Origin of the sequence: Moorena sp. SIO1G6, from assembly GCF_010672795.1 — a bacterium.
Classification (GTDB): Bacteria; Cyanobacteriota; Cyanobacteriia; order Cyanobacteriales; family Coleofasciculaceae; genus Moorena; species Moorena producens.
This window is the reverse complement of sequence record NZ_JAAHFZ010000003.1, coordinates 133,118-148,564: the sequence shown is the minus strand read 5'-3', so window position 1 is coordinate 148,564 and position 15,447 is coordinate 133,118. Positions and strand designations below refer to the sequence as shown.

Sequence of the window (15,447 nt, the reverse complement as noted above, 5' to 3'; positions counted from 1 at the left end):
CCTCTTCCCACTGTTCCCTATTCCCTGTTCCCTGTTCCCTATTACAGACTGTTTATTTAGCATAACAAGTACGGTAGAGGCAGAGTTTATGACTACCTCAAATTATAATCCATTAGTTAAGGTATTAAACAACTGGATTTTATCGTTATTCATAAGTTTATCTATTGTTGTTACCTTACTCTCCATAACTAGCTATTTTTTTAGAGATAACATCTACTTAGAATTCACTACTAATTTTAAACATCAATATCTGGGATTAGGGGCATTACCATTAAGTTATTTTGCCCTAACTCGCCGTAAACTTTGGTTGATAGTCACGTTATTTTGCTTATTAATTAACTTGACAGAAATCATTCCTTGGTATATACCTAAACTAAGCTTTGGCGCTTCCGGTGAACCCATGGGTCTGTTTCTGTTCAATGTCTCGTTTTCCAATACCCAGTATGGTGATGCTATTGCTCTGGTGAAAGAAGAAAAGCCGACTATTGCTGCTTTTTTAGAAGCCAAAGACCCTTGGCCTGAACAATTAGAAGCTTTAAGAGAGGTTTTACCCTATAATATCAGTATTCCAGAACTTAAAATTGAAGTATACAGTCGTTTACCATTACAAGAATCAGAAATTCTGGAATACGGAAAATCTCGTGGTCTGGTCAAATTAGATTTAAGGATTGCTGGGGCAGACGCTTCAGTCATTGTTACTCACTCCTATCCACAATTTTATTTTGGAAAGCAAGAGGATTTTGGAAACCAAGGGGATTTTGGTAAGCAAGGGGATTTGGAAAAGCAAGGTTGGCAGTGGCGCAATCAAGATTTAGAAGAAGAGATTGGGAATTATATCAGACAAATTGAAAAGCCAGTGGTGCTAATTGGTGATTTAAACGTTACGATGTGGTCACCCTACTATAAAAGTCTAATTGAAAGTTCTCGATTGCGTGACGCTCGTGCTGGGTTTGGGATTCTACCAACTTTATCAAAATTTTCACCAGCCAACCCTTGGTTAGCTATTCCTGTAGACCACTGTTTAGTCAGTCGAGATGTTAAGGTGATCAAGATGAGAACTGGCCCTGATCTTGGTTCCGATCATCTCCCGGTAATTACTGATATAGCGCTACGGGCAAGTCAGAAGTCAGAAGTTAGAAGTCAGAAGTCAGAAGTTAGAAGTCAGAAGTCAGAAGTTAGAAGTTAGAAGTTAGAAGTTAGAAGTTAGAAGTCAGATTTTGAATCAAATCTGAGTTACGTCACAGCCTCGTTCGCACAGCGTGGCCATTCGCGTAGCGTGGCCGTTCGCGTAGCGTGGCCAAAAGGCCAAAAGGCCAAGGCCAAAGCCTGTTCCACAAAGCTGACCGCTGACCGCTGACCGCTGACCGCTGACCGCTGAATACTTACGTAATTAGTTAGTTGTGTCAAGATTCTGAGTAGACCCTAACTCTAAACGCTGTTCCCACTCCGCATCAATTTGATCTTTCCTTTCGATATCCTGATCCAATAAATCCTTCTCACTGCTATAAACCAAATTGTCTTCCCGAATCACATTTTGATCGGCAAACTGTTGGGCATAGGCAATCTTGTTCTGTAAAGCTTCATCCGGTTGATTAAGTGCGATCGCATTTTCCTGCCGTTCTCGATTCTGAGTTCTAATCTGCTCCTTTTTCCACTGAACCCAGAAATATCGAAGCAACGGTATGGCCAAGAATCCTACGCCATAAGCCAATAACAGAGGGTAAATTAGCTCCACAAATAGTACAAATCCCCCTAGCTGTGCAGCAATCTCACCCCCCTGCAACAGGGAACCGAGGACTAATGCTAGAACAAAGTTTACACTCCCTAACCCAATTGCCAGCATAATCTGCTCACTCCTTGCCTGAGAAAACTCCCATATCTTGGCACGAAGATAAGCTGGCACCGGTTGTTGATTCTGTTTGGCAGCAGTTGTCTGCAATTTAGGGAAGTGATAGACAATATCCCCTGACGGGCTAACTTCTGGGCGTCCGTCGAATCGGATTAGTACCGGTAACATATAGTCTTCAGACTCCCGCTGGTAGCTTTCTCCAAGGTCATCAAGATAGGGAGCAATCTGTTCAGCTGCCACAGCCCCCCCGGAGTTACGAATCACAGAACCAATAGTTTGCCAGCGACGTTCTTCTAAATCACTATTGGGATTGCCATCACCAAACAGAAAGGAGAACACAGCTTCTAAAAAATTCATCTCATAGTCGTCATCCTGGTTAGAACGGGAATTTCGCCGTCTCGAGGGATAATTATTGTGGGAGTAAGATGGGTTGAACCACCAAAACAGATCCGGTCCAATCCAGAAACGAGGCAAAAACACGATGCCACCGCCACCACCACCAGAACGACTACTTCCTCCTCCACCTCCTCCGCCAGAATCATTGTCACTGCCAGCTTTGAGGCTCAGAACAATAAATGCGATCGCAACAATCATCAACACAATGGAAAGCACTAGGAAAATCCCGAAAGAAATCCGAATCAGGTAAAATAGAACACCCCAAACCTTTTCCCACCATGCTTGCAACCGTAGCTTTAAGAACTTGTTGCGGAGAATAGCGCGAAAGTTTTTGGGAAACAGATAAGCAATATCCCCTGACTCTGCCACTTGTAAATGTCCACCTACTTCCGAGGCCAGGACAAGTAAACCTTGCTCGGCTTGATGGATGTTTAAACCCACTTGGGCAGCAACATCCCCAACAGTGACGCGGTAGCCTAGCTGCTCAACAGCTTTCATGATGGTGGGTAAGGGAGCCATAATTATGTTTTATAATACTTGTTGCGCTCAAAGATAATAGCTTTATCAAACAGAAAGGTCGGACAGGTCGGACATCACCGAACCGGAAAACATACTATGTATCCATGGGATACGATGAATGCCATCTGCTAGATCTATGTAAATTTCCCTACTATCTCTAGTATAGTTTTTTTTGAATTTGGCAATTTTGAGCAGGTTTTTTTATACTGAAATCCTTATTGATTCTTGAAAAGCGGTCAGATTTGTGCTGCTGTTGCCCCACTTCCAATACCTTGCCCTCTTGCCATCACCTTGGAGGTAATTTGCCAACAGTCCCTTATAATAGGAGGCTGACAGGAGTTAACAAAACTTAAGGGAGAAGCAGAGGTAGCAATGGCACTGATCACCACCGGCAAGTCATTCATCCGGGCACTAGAAAAGTCTGGTGCATTAGCAGTTTATGCACCATTAGAAGGTGGGTTTGAAGGTCGTTATCAGCGGCGTTTGCGGGCTGCTGGCTATACCACCGTTTCCATTACTGCCAAAGGACTAGGGGATCCAGCTGCTTATCTAACTGGAATTCACGGTGTTCGCCCTCCTCATCTGGGCAAGAAAAATATGGGTAAATCAGCTGCAGTCGGTGATGTTTACTACCTGCCGCCCTTGGTAAACTACCAACTCTCAGCCCTATATCCCAACTCTAAAGGGTTGGTGCTGTGGATTATTGAAGGAATTATTCTATCTAGTCAAGAAGTTGAGTATTTAACGACATTGCCCCAGCAAGAACCACGAGTAAAAGTAATCCTAGAGATGGGAGGGGATCGTGCTTTCCGTTGGCAACCCCTCAAAGAGACTTTGCCAGGACTCGTTTCTGTAGCCAATGTCTAGTCTCAGTATCAATGACGTCAGCTATCAGCGTGTCGCGTATCAGCGTGTCGCGTATCAGCTATCAGCTAATGCGCTACAGATGGTGCTACTTGAGGTGCGGTCAGCGGTCAGCGGTCAGCGGTCAGCGGTCAGCTTATTTTATTCAAAAGCACCGATTGCGCTACGCGCACGCTGCGCGAACAGTAGCGTGGAACAGGCTTCGACGCTGTGACCTAAGGCATAAGCTGATAGCTGAATGCTGATAGCTGAATGCTGATAGCTGAATGCTGATAGCTGAATGCTGATAGCTGAATGCTGATAGCCGAAAGCTGATAGCTGAATGCTGATAGCTGAATGCTGATATTTCTAGATACCCAACCCCGTGACTAGTCAAAAATGATAAGTTTGATACCCTAGAGGTGTAGGATGATAGTGGGTAAGACTAGCAATGCTCGAACAACGTGACTACACCTTAATCATCGATAAAAGTGGCAGCATGTCGATTAGGGATCAACTGGCTGGAAAAAGCCGTTGGCAAATCATGCAGGAGTCTACCCTTGCCTTAGCCAATAAATGTGAAGAATTAGATCCAGATGGCATCACGGTTTATGTCTTTGCTGGTCGCTTTAAACGCTACGACAATGTAACCGCAGATAAAGTGCTACAGATATTCCAGGAAAATGAACCATCGGGACGCACGGATTTAGCTGGTGTTTTACTCGATGCAACCAACGACTATTTTAAACGTAAGGCTAGTGGCCAAACTAAAGAAAATGGAGAAACCATCTTAGTCGTCACTGATGGGGAGCCTGATGAACGGAAAGCTGTGATGAAGGTGATCATAGAAGCATCACGGCGTATTGATGTCGATGAAGAACTAGGAATTTCCTTCATCCAAATCGGGAATGATCTCCAGGCAACTAAATTCTTAAAAATATTAGATGATGAGCTGCAAAATGCTGGGGCTAAGTTCGATATCGTAGATACCGTAACTATTGATCAGATGGAGGATATGACCCTAACTGAAGTTTTGATCAATGCTATTATTGACTAAAGTATCAGAAGTTAGTGGGATTTCTCCCGTTAGGGTTCGAGGCGCTGGAAGTTAACTGTTTAAAAAATATCCCTCAACAGTTAACAACGTAATAGGAGAGTTAAGTCATGGAATCAATGGATGACTTGTTAGCCCAACTCAAAGCTGAGTATCAACAAAAAGATGCTGGTGTTCAACCGCAAAAAAAACCTCTGTTTCAGGAACAAGCAGTTGATTTGCCACTAACTGATCCACCAACCAGTGAATCACCATCCAAGATCCCTGATTGGGTATCTACTGCTCAGGATCGGGAGCTGGCTGAGATGAGAACAGAGTTTGATAAAAAAGACCAAGAAGACGCTCTCAAACAACAGCAGGAACTCGAAGCTGAACAAAAACGAGTTCAGCAGCAAAAACAAAGAGAACGAGAAGCCCTTAATCAGCAAGCGACTGAGTGGCTAAAAAACTTAAGTCCAAACTCAGCCGAAGGCTTATGGTTTGAAGAATTTTCTGATTCCTATCCTTCCAAACTGGAGGCAGCAATTGATTATTTGCAAGCCTTGAAAGAAACTCAATCTTGACTAGTAGACTGGTCAAGTATCATCTGATGGTGATCAGGTAACACAGCTCCTAAGTAAACTGTCATAATTTGAGGATTAATCTCTAAGATTATTATCTTAATTTATAATAGAAATATAGAGACAATAGTCAATCAAATAAATCAACCTTAACGTACCATGATCAGCAAGTCTAGGGTGCTGCCGTTGAAGGATGCTTGTAATAATAGTTAGATATTTTTGGCATAAATGAACTCCTGCCAAGGATTTTAGGGCAAAAACACCCAGATGAGCTGTGGGAGTATTAGCTAAGCTAGATTAAGAAATCGTGGCAGTTAAGGTAAGGAGGAAATTTTTTCGTGGGAGGTTCACTCGTGGAAGACCGTGACTATACGTTAATCATCGACAAAAGCGGCAGTATGTCTAGCCCAGACTACCAAGATCGGAGCAAAAGTCGATGGCAGATTGCCCAAGAGTCTACCTTAGCAGTGGCCAGAAAATGTGAACAGCTCGATCCAGATGGGATTACGGTTTACCTGTTTTCTAGTCGCTTTAGACGGTACGATAATGTTACCTCAGATAAAGTAGAACAAATTTTCCAAGAAAATGATCCCATGGGTCGCACCGATCTCGCTGGTGTGCTTAAGGATGCCACCGATGACTACTTTAAGCGCAAAGCGGCTGGGCAAACCAAACCCAATGGGGAAACATTATTGGTGATAACCGATGGTGAGCCAGATGACCGCAAAGCCGTAATGCGAGTCATCATTGAAGCATCTCGGAAAATAGACCGGGATGAAGAACTAGGCATTTCACTGATCCAAGTGGGCAATGATTCCATGGCAACTCGGTTTCTGAAAGCACTTGATGATGATCTTGAAGGGGCTGGGGCTCAATTTGACATCGTGGACACAGTCACTCTGGAAGACATGGAGAATATGACCTTAGCCGAGGTTCTGCTTAACGCGATTATTGATTAACCTAAGCTAGCCAAGATTCCCAATGCTTAAACTCCATCCCACGACTAACTATCACGTGGGATGGCTTGTAATCAAAATAATTTTGAATTAAAAAGAATTTTGAATTAATTGACACCATTATTTTATTGAGATCAGCTGTAAAAAATCAACCGCTACATTTAGTGTAAGAAGAAAACCAACTACCCTAAATCTGCATTTTTTGAAAAAAATTGAGGGAGTTTCCCCCCCGGAAAGGTTGGTAAGCGCCTCAAAAAAAACCTTTTTCATTACTCGAATTGTAAAATTAGTCTCCCCATTTTCGGCTTAAAGATTTAGCATATAAGAGTGACTGAACTTTACTATCCCTTACATTCCTTAAGGGAGGGTCATTGGTTCAAGCTCATTTGCGGAGCCAGTTTTCAACACCTCCCTGCTGTTAGAAGCCTAACCTTGGCTTACACCCTCGCCGGTGCCGATTGTATTGATGTGGCAGCTGACCCGGCGGTCATTTCGGCGGCGAAAGATGCCTTACAAGTCGCCAGCACCATGGGAAAAGAAGCCAAACAGCGAGGGTTTGGCTTCCTTGGCAGACCATGGCTGATGGTGAGCTTGAATGATGGGGAAGACCCCCATTTCCGGAAAGCCGAATTTGACTCGGATTTGTGTCCAGGGGACTGCCCTCGTCCCTGTGAAAAGATTTGCCCAGCACAAGCAATTACTTTCCAGAATGGCAGTGAAGCTTACTCTGGTGTGCTCGACCAACGCTGTTATGGCTGTGGTCGTTGTCTGCCAGTTTGCCCCCATCAGCTGATCACTACTCGGTCATACGTATCAGCTCCTTTTGCGATCGCACCCCTGATTCTAAGCAATGGCGTTGATGCTATAGAAATTCACACCAAAGTCGGGAATTTACCAGATTTTAAAAGACTCTGGCATGCGATCGCACCCTGGTGCGCTCAACTCAAACTCCTAGCCATTAGCTGCCCAGATGGTAAAGATTTGATTGACTACCTAAAAGAAATCTACCAACTCATCCAGCCTTTACCCTGTCCTCTAATCTGGCAAACTGATGGACGTCCTATGAGTGGGGATATAGGCATGGGCACAACTCATGCTGCTGTCAAACTCGCTCATAAAGTCATCGCTGCTAGATTACCGGGATACGTACAGTTAGCTGGTGGTACCAATAACCACACCGTCAGCAAACTAAGAGCAGCTAAGCTGTTGAACCATTGCCAAGTTGGTAGGTTGCCCGTTGAAGGTTCTAAAGAATTGTTGAAAGTTGGCAGGTTGCCGGTTGAACGTTCTTACAACAACCTTGGCCAAAAGGCTACCCTACGCGAACAACCAAATAACCTACCCTACTCGAACCCCAAGGGCGAACAACCAAATAACCTATCCTACATTGCCGGTGTGGCTTACGGTAGCTACGCCCGAGTTCTACTCTCACCGATTGTAGAAAAATTAGAACAAGACTATGACAAAGACGTTGATCACCACCAGGGATTCGTTCCTAATCCCTCCTCTAGAAACCTTGAAGATGTACCAGCTCGGCTCTGGCAGGCTGTGGCAACTGCCCATGCCCTGGTTGCTCAACTCAAATCAGTAAAAAAAATCCCCGAGAGTATCTGATTTTATTGACTTTAATCGAGGAATACTGTTCGATTAAATTGGGATAAAAATCGTCAAGTATTAGGAGTTAAATTAGACATGAAGTAAATCCAAGACCTGACCAATAACCGCAATTTAAACAGGGCAAAACGTAACAGCAGAAATCGCTTTATTTGAGCAAAACAAATGGTGAATTTTCCACTAAGCAAGTTTTCAGAGCAACAAGTGTCATTCAATCAAGAATCACCAGTGGTTTATGAAAATAACTTGGTTGAGGCGATGACCGTAAGGGCTCAATCCTCAGAGGTAAGTGACAATCTTCAACTAGATTGTGCCACTATACCTACCAAGGAACACCAAGACACAGTGGACAAAACTCAGAGGATTTCAAACTGTCAACAAATTACAGATGACTTGCCAAAATTACTAGACATTTTGCCAGCCGAAATTCGCTCATTATTGGAGCAACATCCTGAACGGGAAAGTTTGATCGAAGTGATTATGGATCTCGGTCGCTTCCCAGAAGTGCGCTTTCGTGATCGGGCAGAGTACCTTTCTGATACACCAGTTACTATCGAACAAATCAATCACTGTGTTGAGCGAGTGGGATCCTTTAGCGGTGATAACCGAGCAGGAATTGAGGGCACCTTGCACCGCATTAGTGCGATTCGGAACCGTCCAGGGGAAATTATTGGCTTAACCTGTCGTGTTGGTCGAGCGGTCTTTGGTACCATCGGCATGATTCGTGACTTGGTGGAAACTGGTAAGTCAATTTTGATGCTCGGGCGTCCTGGTGTAGGCAAAACCACTGCTTTACGGGAAATTGCCCGAGTTCTGGCAGACGAATTAGACAAACGGGTCGTGATTATCGACACCTCTAATGAAATTGCTGGAGATGGCGATATTCCCCACCCAGCTATTGGTCGAGCCCGACGGATGCAGGTGGCTAGCCCAGAACATCAGCATCAGGTGATGATTGAGGCGGTGGAAAACCATATGCCAGAGGTGATCGTTATCGATGAAATTGGCACAGAACTAGAAGCTCAGGCCGCTCGTACCATTGCGGAACGGGGGGTGATGCTGGTGGGGACTGCTCACGGCAATCGGATTGAAAACTTGATTAAAAATCCCACCCTTTCCGATTTAGTAGGCGGTATCCAGGCTGTCACCCTAGGCGATGACGAAGCCAGACGGCGAGGCTCTCAGAAAACCGTTTTGGAGCGAAAAGCCCCCCCAACCTTTGAAATCGCTGTAGAAATGCTAGAACGTAAGCGTTGGGTAGTACATGAAAGTGTTGCGGACACGGTTGATAATTTGCTCAGGGGACGTCAACCCAATCCCCCAGTTAGGACAGAGGATGAAAATGGTAAGGTCACCATTACCAGAGAATTACCTAGCGCTCCAGTTACCACTCCCCTAAATGGTCGGAGCAGGGGTCACCTTACCCTAACGACTCCTAGCCAACCAACAGGTTGGCGTTCATCTGGGCAGATGAAGCCCCTATCCCTTCAAGAACCGGAGCCAGATCGGGACAATAGCACCTTTGAACAGTTGCTGGCTGAATCTTGGTCACAGCAAGATCGATTGGGTCAAGGGATGGAGATGTTAGGACCCAATGGTGAGGATTTACCACTACAGGTGTATCCTTACGGGATTAGTCGTCATCAAATCGAGCAAGTGATCCAAATCCTAAATTTGCCTGTGGTCTTGACAAAAAACATGGATAGTGCTGATGTGGTTTTAGGGTTGCGATCGCATGTCAAAAGCCACTCCAAGCTCAAGTCCATTGCTAAATCTCGTCAGATCCCGATTCACGCCATCAAAGCTAGCTCCATACCCCAGATTACTCGGGCATTAAGGCGTCTGTTGCACATGGATGACCCCACAATTCCCGATGCTGCTGATTTGGAGTTATTTGCCCAAAACGGTAGCGAGGATGAAATCGAGGCTCTAGAAGAAGCCCGTTTAGCAGTTGAGCAAATTGTGATTCCCAAAGGCCAACCCGTAGAATTGTTGCCGCGATCGCCTAAAGTGCGGAAGATGCAACACGAGTTAGTTGAACACTATCGCCTCAAGTCTTCTAGCTTTGGCGATGAACCCAATCGACGTTTACGGATTTATCCGGCCTGAATCTAAGTTAAAGAGGAAGAGGGGGGACAAAGACAAGATAGCTCATGCCATTAATATCTCTTTGTCTTCCTTCCGGCCGGTAACCATCAACCCATCACCCCATCACCCTTTAAGCCAAAGGAAAAATAACAAAAAAAATACTTGACATATTCCCAGTCAAATCTGTTATCATCTTAGAAGTGGAATCAATGGGGTGTAGCCAAGCGGTAAGGCAGCGGGTTTTGGTCCCGCCATTCCTAGGTTCGAATCCTAGCACCCCAGTTATATTAGTCAGTGGCAAACTAGCCTGATAGTGCAGCAAAAAAAGAAGCTTCTAAAGTCAAAAGAAGCTTCTTTTAGGTTTTTAAGGGGCGTTAAAACTAGCGGCGGCGTCTGAAGGAACGACTACCACCACGACTACTACCAAAGCCAGAACGCGTCCGCTTCGTGCTGCCAAAACCACTGCTTCTGGGTTTGGCTTTCTTAGTACTCGATGGACTAGAGGTGCGTAACTGACTTGAGCCGAAACCCTTTCCTGTGGAGCGATTAGCGTTGGGTGAGGCTTTACGAGTAGTTGCTTGATTAGCTGCAGGAGATTTTCTTAAGCTACCAGTCGTGCGGAAAGAGCGAGTATTTTTAACCACAGGTGGCGGTGCTTTGTACCTTGTTTCATATCGCTTCACTGCTTGACTATAGCTGTTACCATACCCACCATAACCAGTTAAAACTCCTCCCGGTTGATAAACTGGTGGAACATAGTATTGAGGTCGAAATAGCATACTACCGATAGCTTGACCAGCCAAAGCACCAGCAAACGGAGCCCAGAAACTGGATTGCTGACGCACGATTACTGTTTCTTGTTGACCACTTTGAGGATTAGGTCTAGTCTCAGTGACATTGTGGACATATTCAATCCGGAAGTCTTCAGTCAGGTACATCACCGGCTGATTGTCATCAATACTCAGATACGTATTTTCCCCAGCAGCAACCTGCTCATCAGTCAGACGTGCCATCTGCAAATCCCTGCTCCGAAACACTGGTGGACTACCCGCAGGAGTATTGAGCACCATTAGGGTATATACCCCATTAACATCATCGTAGGTTGCCTGTTGTACGGGATATTTCCCATCACTCAACCGAGTCGGAGTAAAGGAAGTATTGCCACCCCGATTCAGCGACACTTGGCTTGAGTTAGGAGAACCACACCCTACTGTAGTCCAACATAGGGTTAGAGATAGAACAAAAATCGCAATTGTACGTAACATATAGTTAAAAAAGTTTTCTTAAATCACTATTGTTCTGTTAAATCATTATTGTCTAATCGCGCTTTGCTATGGGCTAGCGTTCTTTGCAAGACGAAAACTTGGGGATGATGTTTCGTTCGTCTTGGCCATCACCCCATCACCCCATCACCTGATTTACTGATAGTGACAACTATAACACTATCTATATTTATTTAATTTACTTATGATTACAGGGGAACCAGTTCCGGGAAATTGAGTAAAATTTGCTCATCAGTCAGTTCATCACCCAACTGTGCTGGAGAGAAGTGAACCTGAATAGCTTGCAAACTTTCCTGATAGTGGAGATTAATCAATGCCTTTAGACCTGCTTCGAGGTACTCAACACTAGCTAGGTTAGTTTCTAGTTCAGGAACTTCCCCTTCGTAAGCTACTGTGATCATAACAATTACGTTTTGGGTCACAGGTAGGGATAAAGGTTCGTTTTCACCTAAGGGTGTAGTGAAATCTGGTTCAGACAGATAGCGCCCAGCTGAGTCAGTAAACAGTTCATTAACGTAGTCCCCAGCTTCTCCTTCTTTCCAGAAGACATCCCCTTCATTCGCTGCGGATTGCCAGTAGATCTGCAGCTGTAGGAGGTTTTGACAAATTGCTACCAGTTCTTCCCCTAATACCTTCAAATCCCCATCTGATTCAACGGCTTCCCGTGCCGCACGATTGAGTACCCCCAACAAGGGTGTTACTTCTGAACCAGCTAAGTGTACAAACAAACGAAAAACTACAAATCTAGTTTTGCCACCAAATTTATTTAAGCGATCGCGCCAAGAGCTCATCCTTCTGTCGGCTGACTTACGCCGTTAATTAATCTCAATTACCCTATCTATCCTACTCTAGCGCATTGCTCACTACCCATACTGGATCTCCGCAAACTGGGGTTGCTCAGGCAGAGGAAGGGGGTTAGGTAGGCAAAACCAAGTCAACTGTGTAATTCCTATAACAAAAGAAAACAGGAGCGATCGCGTCTGCACCAGTCAACCACAACTGACTGAGCCATCACTCCTGATTACACCCCGTTTTTTTTTCTGTAGCGCTTTATACCACTTATCTCAAAAAACTACAACAGGTTTTCTATGTATCTAACTGGGTTGAGTTGAAGGGGATCTCACCACCTAGAAAGATTCTGAGGGTTGAGTGTTAACCCTCAACCATTAACCGTTAACCGTCAACAATAAATCAGTTGCTTAGGGCAGTGCAAGTTAACTGATGAGGGGGTTTGGGGGAGCGATAAGTCCCGCACTGGTCGAATAGAGACAACTGAATCCAAGTTGCGGTGGTTTTAGTGGGTTGATCGAAGCCAATGACCATTGGATACCTTGATTGTGACATCGGTTCCCCTAGCATATTATGAGTTCGTTTTTCTTGCGCTTACCCTGGATGGCATACCAGTAAGGGGGTAGAATTACCAGAGGGATTGCATTTAATATTTTTACCTTCTCACTCACCGGAATTGCAACCAGCAGAAAGATTATGGACTCTGGTTGATGAGCCAATTGCCAATCGCTCATTTGATACTCGCGCAGCAGCTAGAAGTTGTTCTCTTTCAAAATCTGATCAGCAATGCCATTAAATTTCAAGCACCAGGGAAATCCCCCCAAGTCAAGGTTTCAGTAAAGCCCGTAGACTATCCTGGCACTGGTATTGGTCTAGCCACCTGCAAGAAGATTGTGGAAAATCACGGGGGACAGATTGGGGTAGAGTCTGAGCCTGGAGTGGGAAGTACGTTTTACCGAAAAAATTGGGTAATCGCGCCCCGTCCTTATAGGACGGCTTTCTTTTTCAGCTAAAACTTGACAGTTTTCACAGAGCGTGTTATAATAAAAACCCTTACAATAAACTAAAAAGCTAGATAAATACTATCTAATCATAAGTAGACAACGTAAAAAATATGTATGAGATACGTATTGCGTAATTTGGTCTAACGACTACAACGTCTATGAAAAACTTAGATAAAAAAGTATAAAGGTGCGCTTGACCTTGGCGAATTTAATTCGCCACGGGTCGCACCTCTGTCTATTCATATAAAAAAGGTACGGTGGGGCACACCGAAACCTAGATCTATGATCTAAACGCTTGGGGAGATTTGTCCTCTACTTTTTCTGACTCCGGTTTGAAAGAGCCACGACGAGTCGTAGAGCCAAGAATCCCCGCTCATAAGCGGGCGGGGAGTGTCAATTTACGCTTCCTGCACAACACTGAACACTAAGCACTGAACACTAAGCTTTGCAATAATATTATTCTTCCAACGCGAGTAACAACGGGATTAACATAGCAAGAACACAACTTGGTATAAGCAACCCCCCGAAATTATCGGTATTTAATCGAATATGATACTATAGGAAAAACTTTTTCCTGATCGGTGTAATAGCTTGTAGGAAACGGTATCGCCTTGAAATTTTAAAGCTCTCTAATCCCCTTTCTATAAAAGAAATTAGAGAGCTGATTATGGCGTCATGGCTAATCCTTAATTGGACGACCATTACCCATTACCAAAAGCGAATAAAAATTTTTAGTGGCAGACATCCGGGAGAATTGGGAGCAGTTTTATCCCATAGTATTCATACATGGTATTCATAGCTTGGTAGTTCGCCAACCGGAGCAGTTAAACCTCAAAAACCTTAGATAAAAACTAATGGAATCAGGTATTACAATTTTAAGTTTTGGATTGTTTCTAGTAATTTTTTTGTGGATTGGGGCTCTAGCTGCTAAATCTTCCGATAATACAGAATCAGACTACTTACTTGGCTCACGCTCTTTTGGGAAAGTCTTTGTTGGTCTGAGTGCTGGCGCAACGGGAAACAGTGGATGGATTATGATTGGAGCCGTGGGAATGGCTTACTCCATGGGAGTTTCTGCTCTGCTGATGGTAATTGCCATGTTCTTAGGTGAGGTAACCTTTTGGACTTTTTTCCCGGATAAAATCAACCAGATCTCCAGAAAGCAAAACTCCCAAACTATTCCGGAATTCCTAGGCTCTACAGTCAAAAAGCCTCAAGGCAGACGAATAATCACGTTGATTGTTGCTGTGATCACTGTTGTATTTATCGGAGCCTATACTGCCGCACAATTTGCTGCAGCTGCCAAGACCCTTGATGTATTTTTTGGAGTTGACCCTACCATTGGAGCTTTGATCGCCGCAGCTTCCATTTTAGTATACTGCGTAACGGGAGGAATCAGAGCCTCAATCTGGACTGATGTGGTGCAGGCTTTTGTGGTGATGTTTGTTTGCTTTGGCATGCTGGCAGTAGCCGTTATCAACGGGGGTGGGGTGTCAGAAATTATCTCAGGACTCAATCAGATTGATCCTCAATTGATGAATCTCACCGCAGGATTTAGCTGGTTAACCTTAGTCGCCTACCTAGTAGGATTTTTCTTTTTTGGCTTGGGATTCGATATCTCTCAGCCGCAAGTGCTGGTGAGATTGCTAGCTGGGCGGAGTCCCCAAGAGGTGAAAGAAGCGAAGTGGGTGTACTTTGGTTACGTGTATTCGACCTGGATAGCAATGGTTTTGTTTGGGATTGCTTGCCGGGTTTTAATTCCTAACATTAGTGATCCCGAACAAGCCTTGCCCTTGTACGCCACACAACAGTTTAATCCTTTTTTAGTCGGTATTGTGTTGGCTGGTGTCTTTTCTGTGATTGCCTCTACAGCAGATTCCCAACTTCTCGTTTGTTCCAGTGCGCTTGCTAGAGATATTTCCCCGGCTTTGCATCGGAGGATGTCCCGGAAATATGGCGTTAAATACGAGCAATTCATGACCTTAGTGGTGGGAATACTCGCTGTAATTGCCGCGATTTCTATTTCCTCCACAGTGTTTTCATTGGTTCTTTTTGCTAGTGGAGCTGTGGCCAGTTCCCTCGGTCCAGCCATGCTGATGATATTATTGAAAAGGCGCACTCATTATTTAGCATTGAACTCTATGATGTTGGCGGGATTGAGTACTGCTATCCTCTGGCGAATTTTAGGATTTAATAACATCCTATCGGAAGTTTGTCCAGGATTTATTGTAGCCGTGTTGGTGCATGAACTGTTAATGAAGAGTGTTTTCAAAACTAAGGGTCATGCTATTGGTGATACCTTCATAAAATAAGGTTTAAATCAAGGGGGAAAATTGGTAATTGAAAATTAACGAACAACCAATTCGGACAAAAGATGTAGGAAATAATAATAGTTAAATAGAATCGGGTGCATCTCACTTTTTCCTAATTTTATTCATTGAAATGCGCCCAAAGCTAATAGAGCTGGCTGCTGAAGTTATGCACATACAGCG

General features: G+C 44.3%; 14 protein-coding genes, 1 tRNA gene and 1 pseudogene. 12 read left to right on the top strand and 4 right to left on the bottom strand.

The window, feature by feature from the left end; all coding sequences use genetic code 11:
* Positions 1–88: 88 nt before the first annotated feature.
* On the top strand, positions 89–1,186 hold the full coding sequence (locus F6K63_RS04930) for an endonuclease/exonuclease/phosphatase family protein (protein ID WP_287311057.1): 1,098 nt from the start codon (positions 89–91) through the stop codon (positions 1,184–1,186).
* 47 nt (positions 1,187–1,233) lie between these two features.
* On the opposite strand, the gene F6K63_RS04925 is transcribed toward F6K63_RS04930, so the two are convergent.
* Together F6K63_RS04925 and F6K63_RS04920 are read right to left on the bottom strand one after the other, a co-directional pair.
* Entirely contained in the window at positions 1,234–1,407 is a 174-nt protein-coding gene (locus F6K63_RS04925) for a hypothetical protein (RefSeq protein ID WP_271968627.1), read from the bottom strand.
* The gene (locus tag F6K63_RS04920) at positions 1,391–2,764 is read right to left on the bottom strand and encodes a hypothetical protein (protein ID WP_071105202.1); all 1,374 of its coding nucleotides are present in this window, start codon (positions 2,762–2,764) and stop codon (positions 1,391–1,393) included. The genes F6K63_RS04925 and F6K63_RS04920 overlap by 17 nt, the downstream gene beginning before the upstream one ends.
* A gap of 372 nt (positions 2,765–3,136) precedes the next feature.
* Between F6K63_RS04920 and F6K63_RS04915 the strand changes: the two genes are divergently transcribed.
* The 8 genes from F6K63_RS04915 (at position 3,137) to F6K63_RS04880 (ending at position 10,161) form a co-directional block, all read left to right on the top strand.
* The gene (locus F6K63_RS04915) at positions 3,137–3,631 is read left to right on the top strand and encodes an NAD(P)H-quinone oxidoreductase subunit N (RefSeq protein WP_071105201.1); all 495 of its coding nucleotides are present in this window, start codon (positions 3,137–3,139) and stop codon (positions 3,629–3,631) included.
* Positions 3,624–3,842 carry a hypothetical protein gene (locus F6K63_RS04910; RefSeq protein ID WP_137985595.1) on the top strand — a complete coding sequence of 73 codons (219 nt, stop codon included), beginning with the start codon at positions 3,624–3,626 and terminating at the stop codon, positions 3,840–3,842. The genes F6K63_RS04915 and F6K63_RS04910 overlap by 8 nt, the downstream gene beginning before the upstream one ends.
* 216 nt (positions 3,843–4,058) lie before the next feature.
* A complete protein-coding gene (locus tag F6K63_RS04905; protein WP_071105200.1) occupies positions 4,059–4,664 on the top strand; it encodes a vWA domain-containing protein in 606 nt (201 codons plus the stop codon).
* Positions 4,665–4,771: 107 nt separating this feature from the next.
* Entirely contained in the window at positions 4,772–5,224 is a 453-nt protein-coding gene (locus F6K63_RS04900) for a salt stress protein, Slr1339 family (protein ID WP_287311054.1), read from the top strand.
* Positions 5,225–5,559: 335 nt separating this feature from the next.
* Positions 5,560–6,180, top strand: a complete 621-nt coding sequence (locus F6K63_RS04895) for a vWA domain-containing protein (protein WP_287311052.1) — start codon at positions 5,560–5,562, stop codon at positions 6,178–6,180.
* A 324-nt stretch (positions 6,181–6,504) separates the two neighbouring features.
* Positions 6,505–7,791: a circadian clock protein LdpA gene (ldpA, locus tag F6K63_RS04890; protein ID WP_287311051.1), complete on the top strand. Its 1,287-nt coding sequence runs from the start codon at positions 6,505–6,507 to the stop codon at positions 7,789–7,791.
* A 165-nt stretch (positions 7,792–7,956) separates the two neighbouring features.
* On the top strand, positions 7,957–9,900 hold the full coding sequence (locus F6K63_RS04885; protein ID WP_287311049.1) for a R3H domain-containing nucleic acid-binding protein: 1,944 nt from the start codon (positions 7,957–7,959) through the stop codon (positions 9,898–9,900).
* A 189-nt stretch (positions 9,901–10,089) separates the two neighbouring features.
* Positions 10,090–10,161 (top strand) — tRNA-Gln (locus F6K63_RS04880).
* A gap of 98 nt (positions 10,162–10,259) precedes the next feature.
* Here the strand turns inward: F6K63_RS04880 and F6K63_RS04875 are convergent.
* Together F6K63_RS04875 and F6K63_RS04870 are read right to left on the bottom strand one after the other, a co-directional pair.
* A complete protein-coding gene (locus F6K63_RS04875) occupies positions 10,260–11,144 on the bottom strand; it encodes a hypothetical protein (RefSeq protein ID WP_287248018.1) in 885 nt (294 codons plus the stop codon).
* Between the two features lie 206 nt (positions 11,145–11,350).
* Positions 11,351–11,953, bottom strand: a complete 603-nt coding sequence (locus F6K63_RS04870) for a DUF1517 domain-containing protein (protein WP_008190740.1) — start codon at positions 11,951–11,953, stop codon at positions 11,351–11,353.
* Between the two features lie 599 nt (positions 11,954–12,552).
* On the opposite strand from F6K63_RS04870, the pseudogene F6K63_RS04865 reads away from it, so the two are divergent.
* From F6K63_RS04865 to F6K63_RS04855, 3 genes and pseudogenes are all read left to right on the top strand, one after another.
* Positions 12,553–12,747 (top strand): annotated as a pseudogene (locus F6K63_RS04865) (transposase); the annotation flags it as partial.
* Complete coding sequence (locus F6K63_RS04860; protein ID WP_044495539.1) at positions 12,662–12,964, top strand: ATP-binding protein; 303 nt, start codon at positions 12,662–12,664, stop codon at positions 12,962–12,964. The pseudogene F6K63_RS04865 and the gene F6K63_RS04860, both read left to right, overlap by 86 nt.
* 845 nt (positions 12,965–13,809) lie before the next feature.
* Positions 13,810–15,267 (top strand): sodium/proline symporter, encoded by a 1,458-nt coding sequence (locus F6K63_RS04855; RefSeq protein WP_287311048.1) that lies wholly within the window; start codon positions 13,810–13,812, stop codon positions 15,265–15,267.
* Positions 15,268–15,447: the final 180 nt, after the last annotated feature.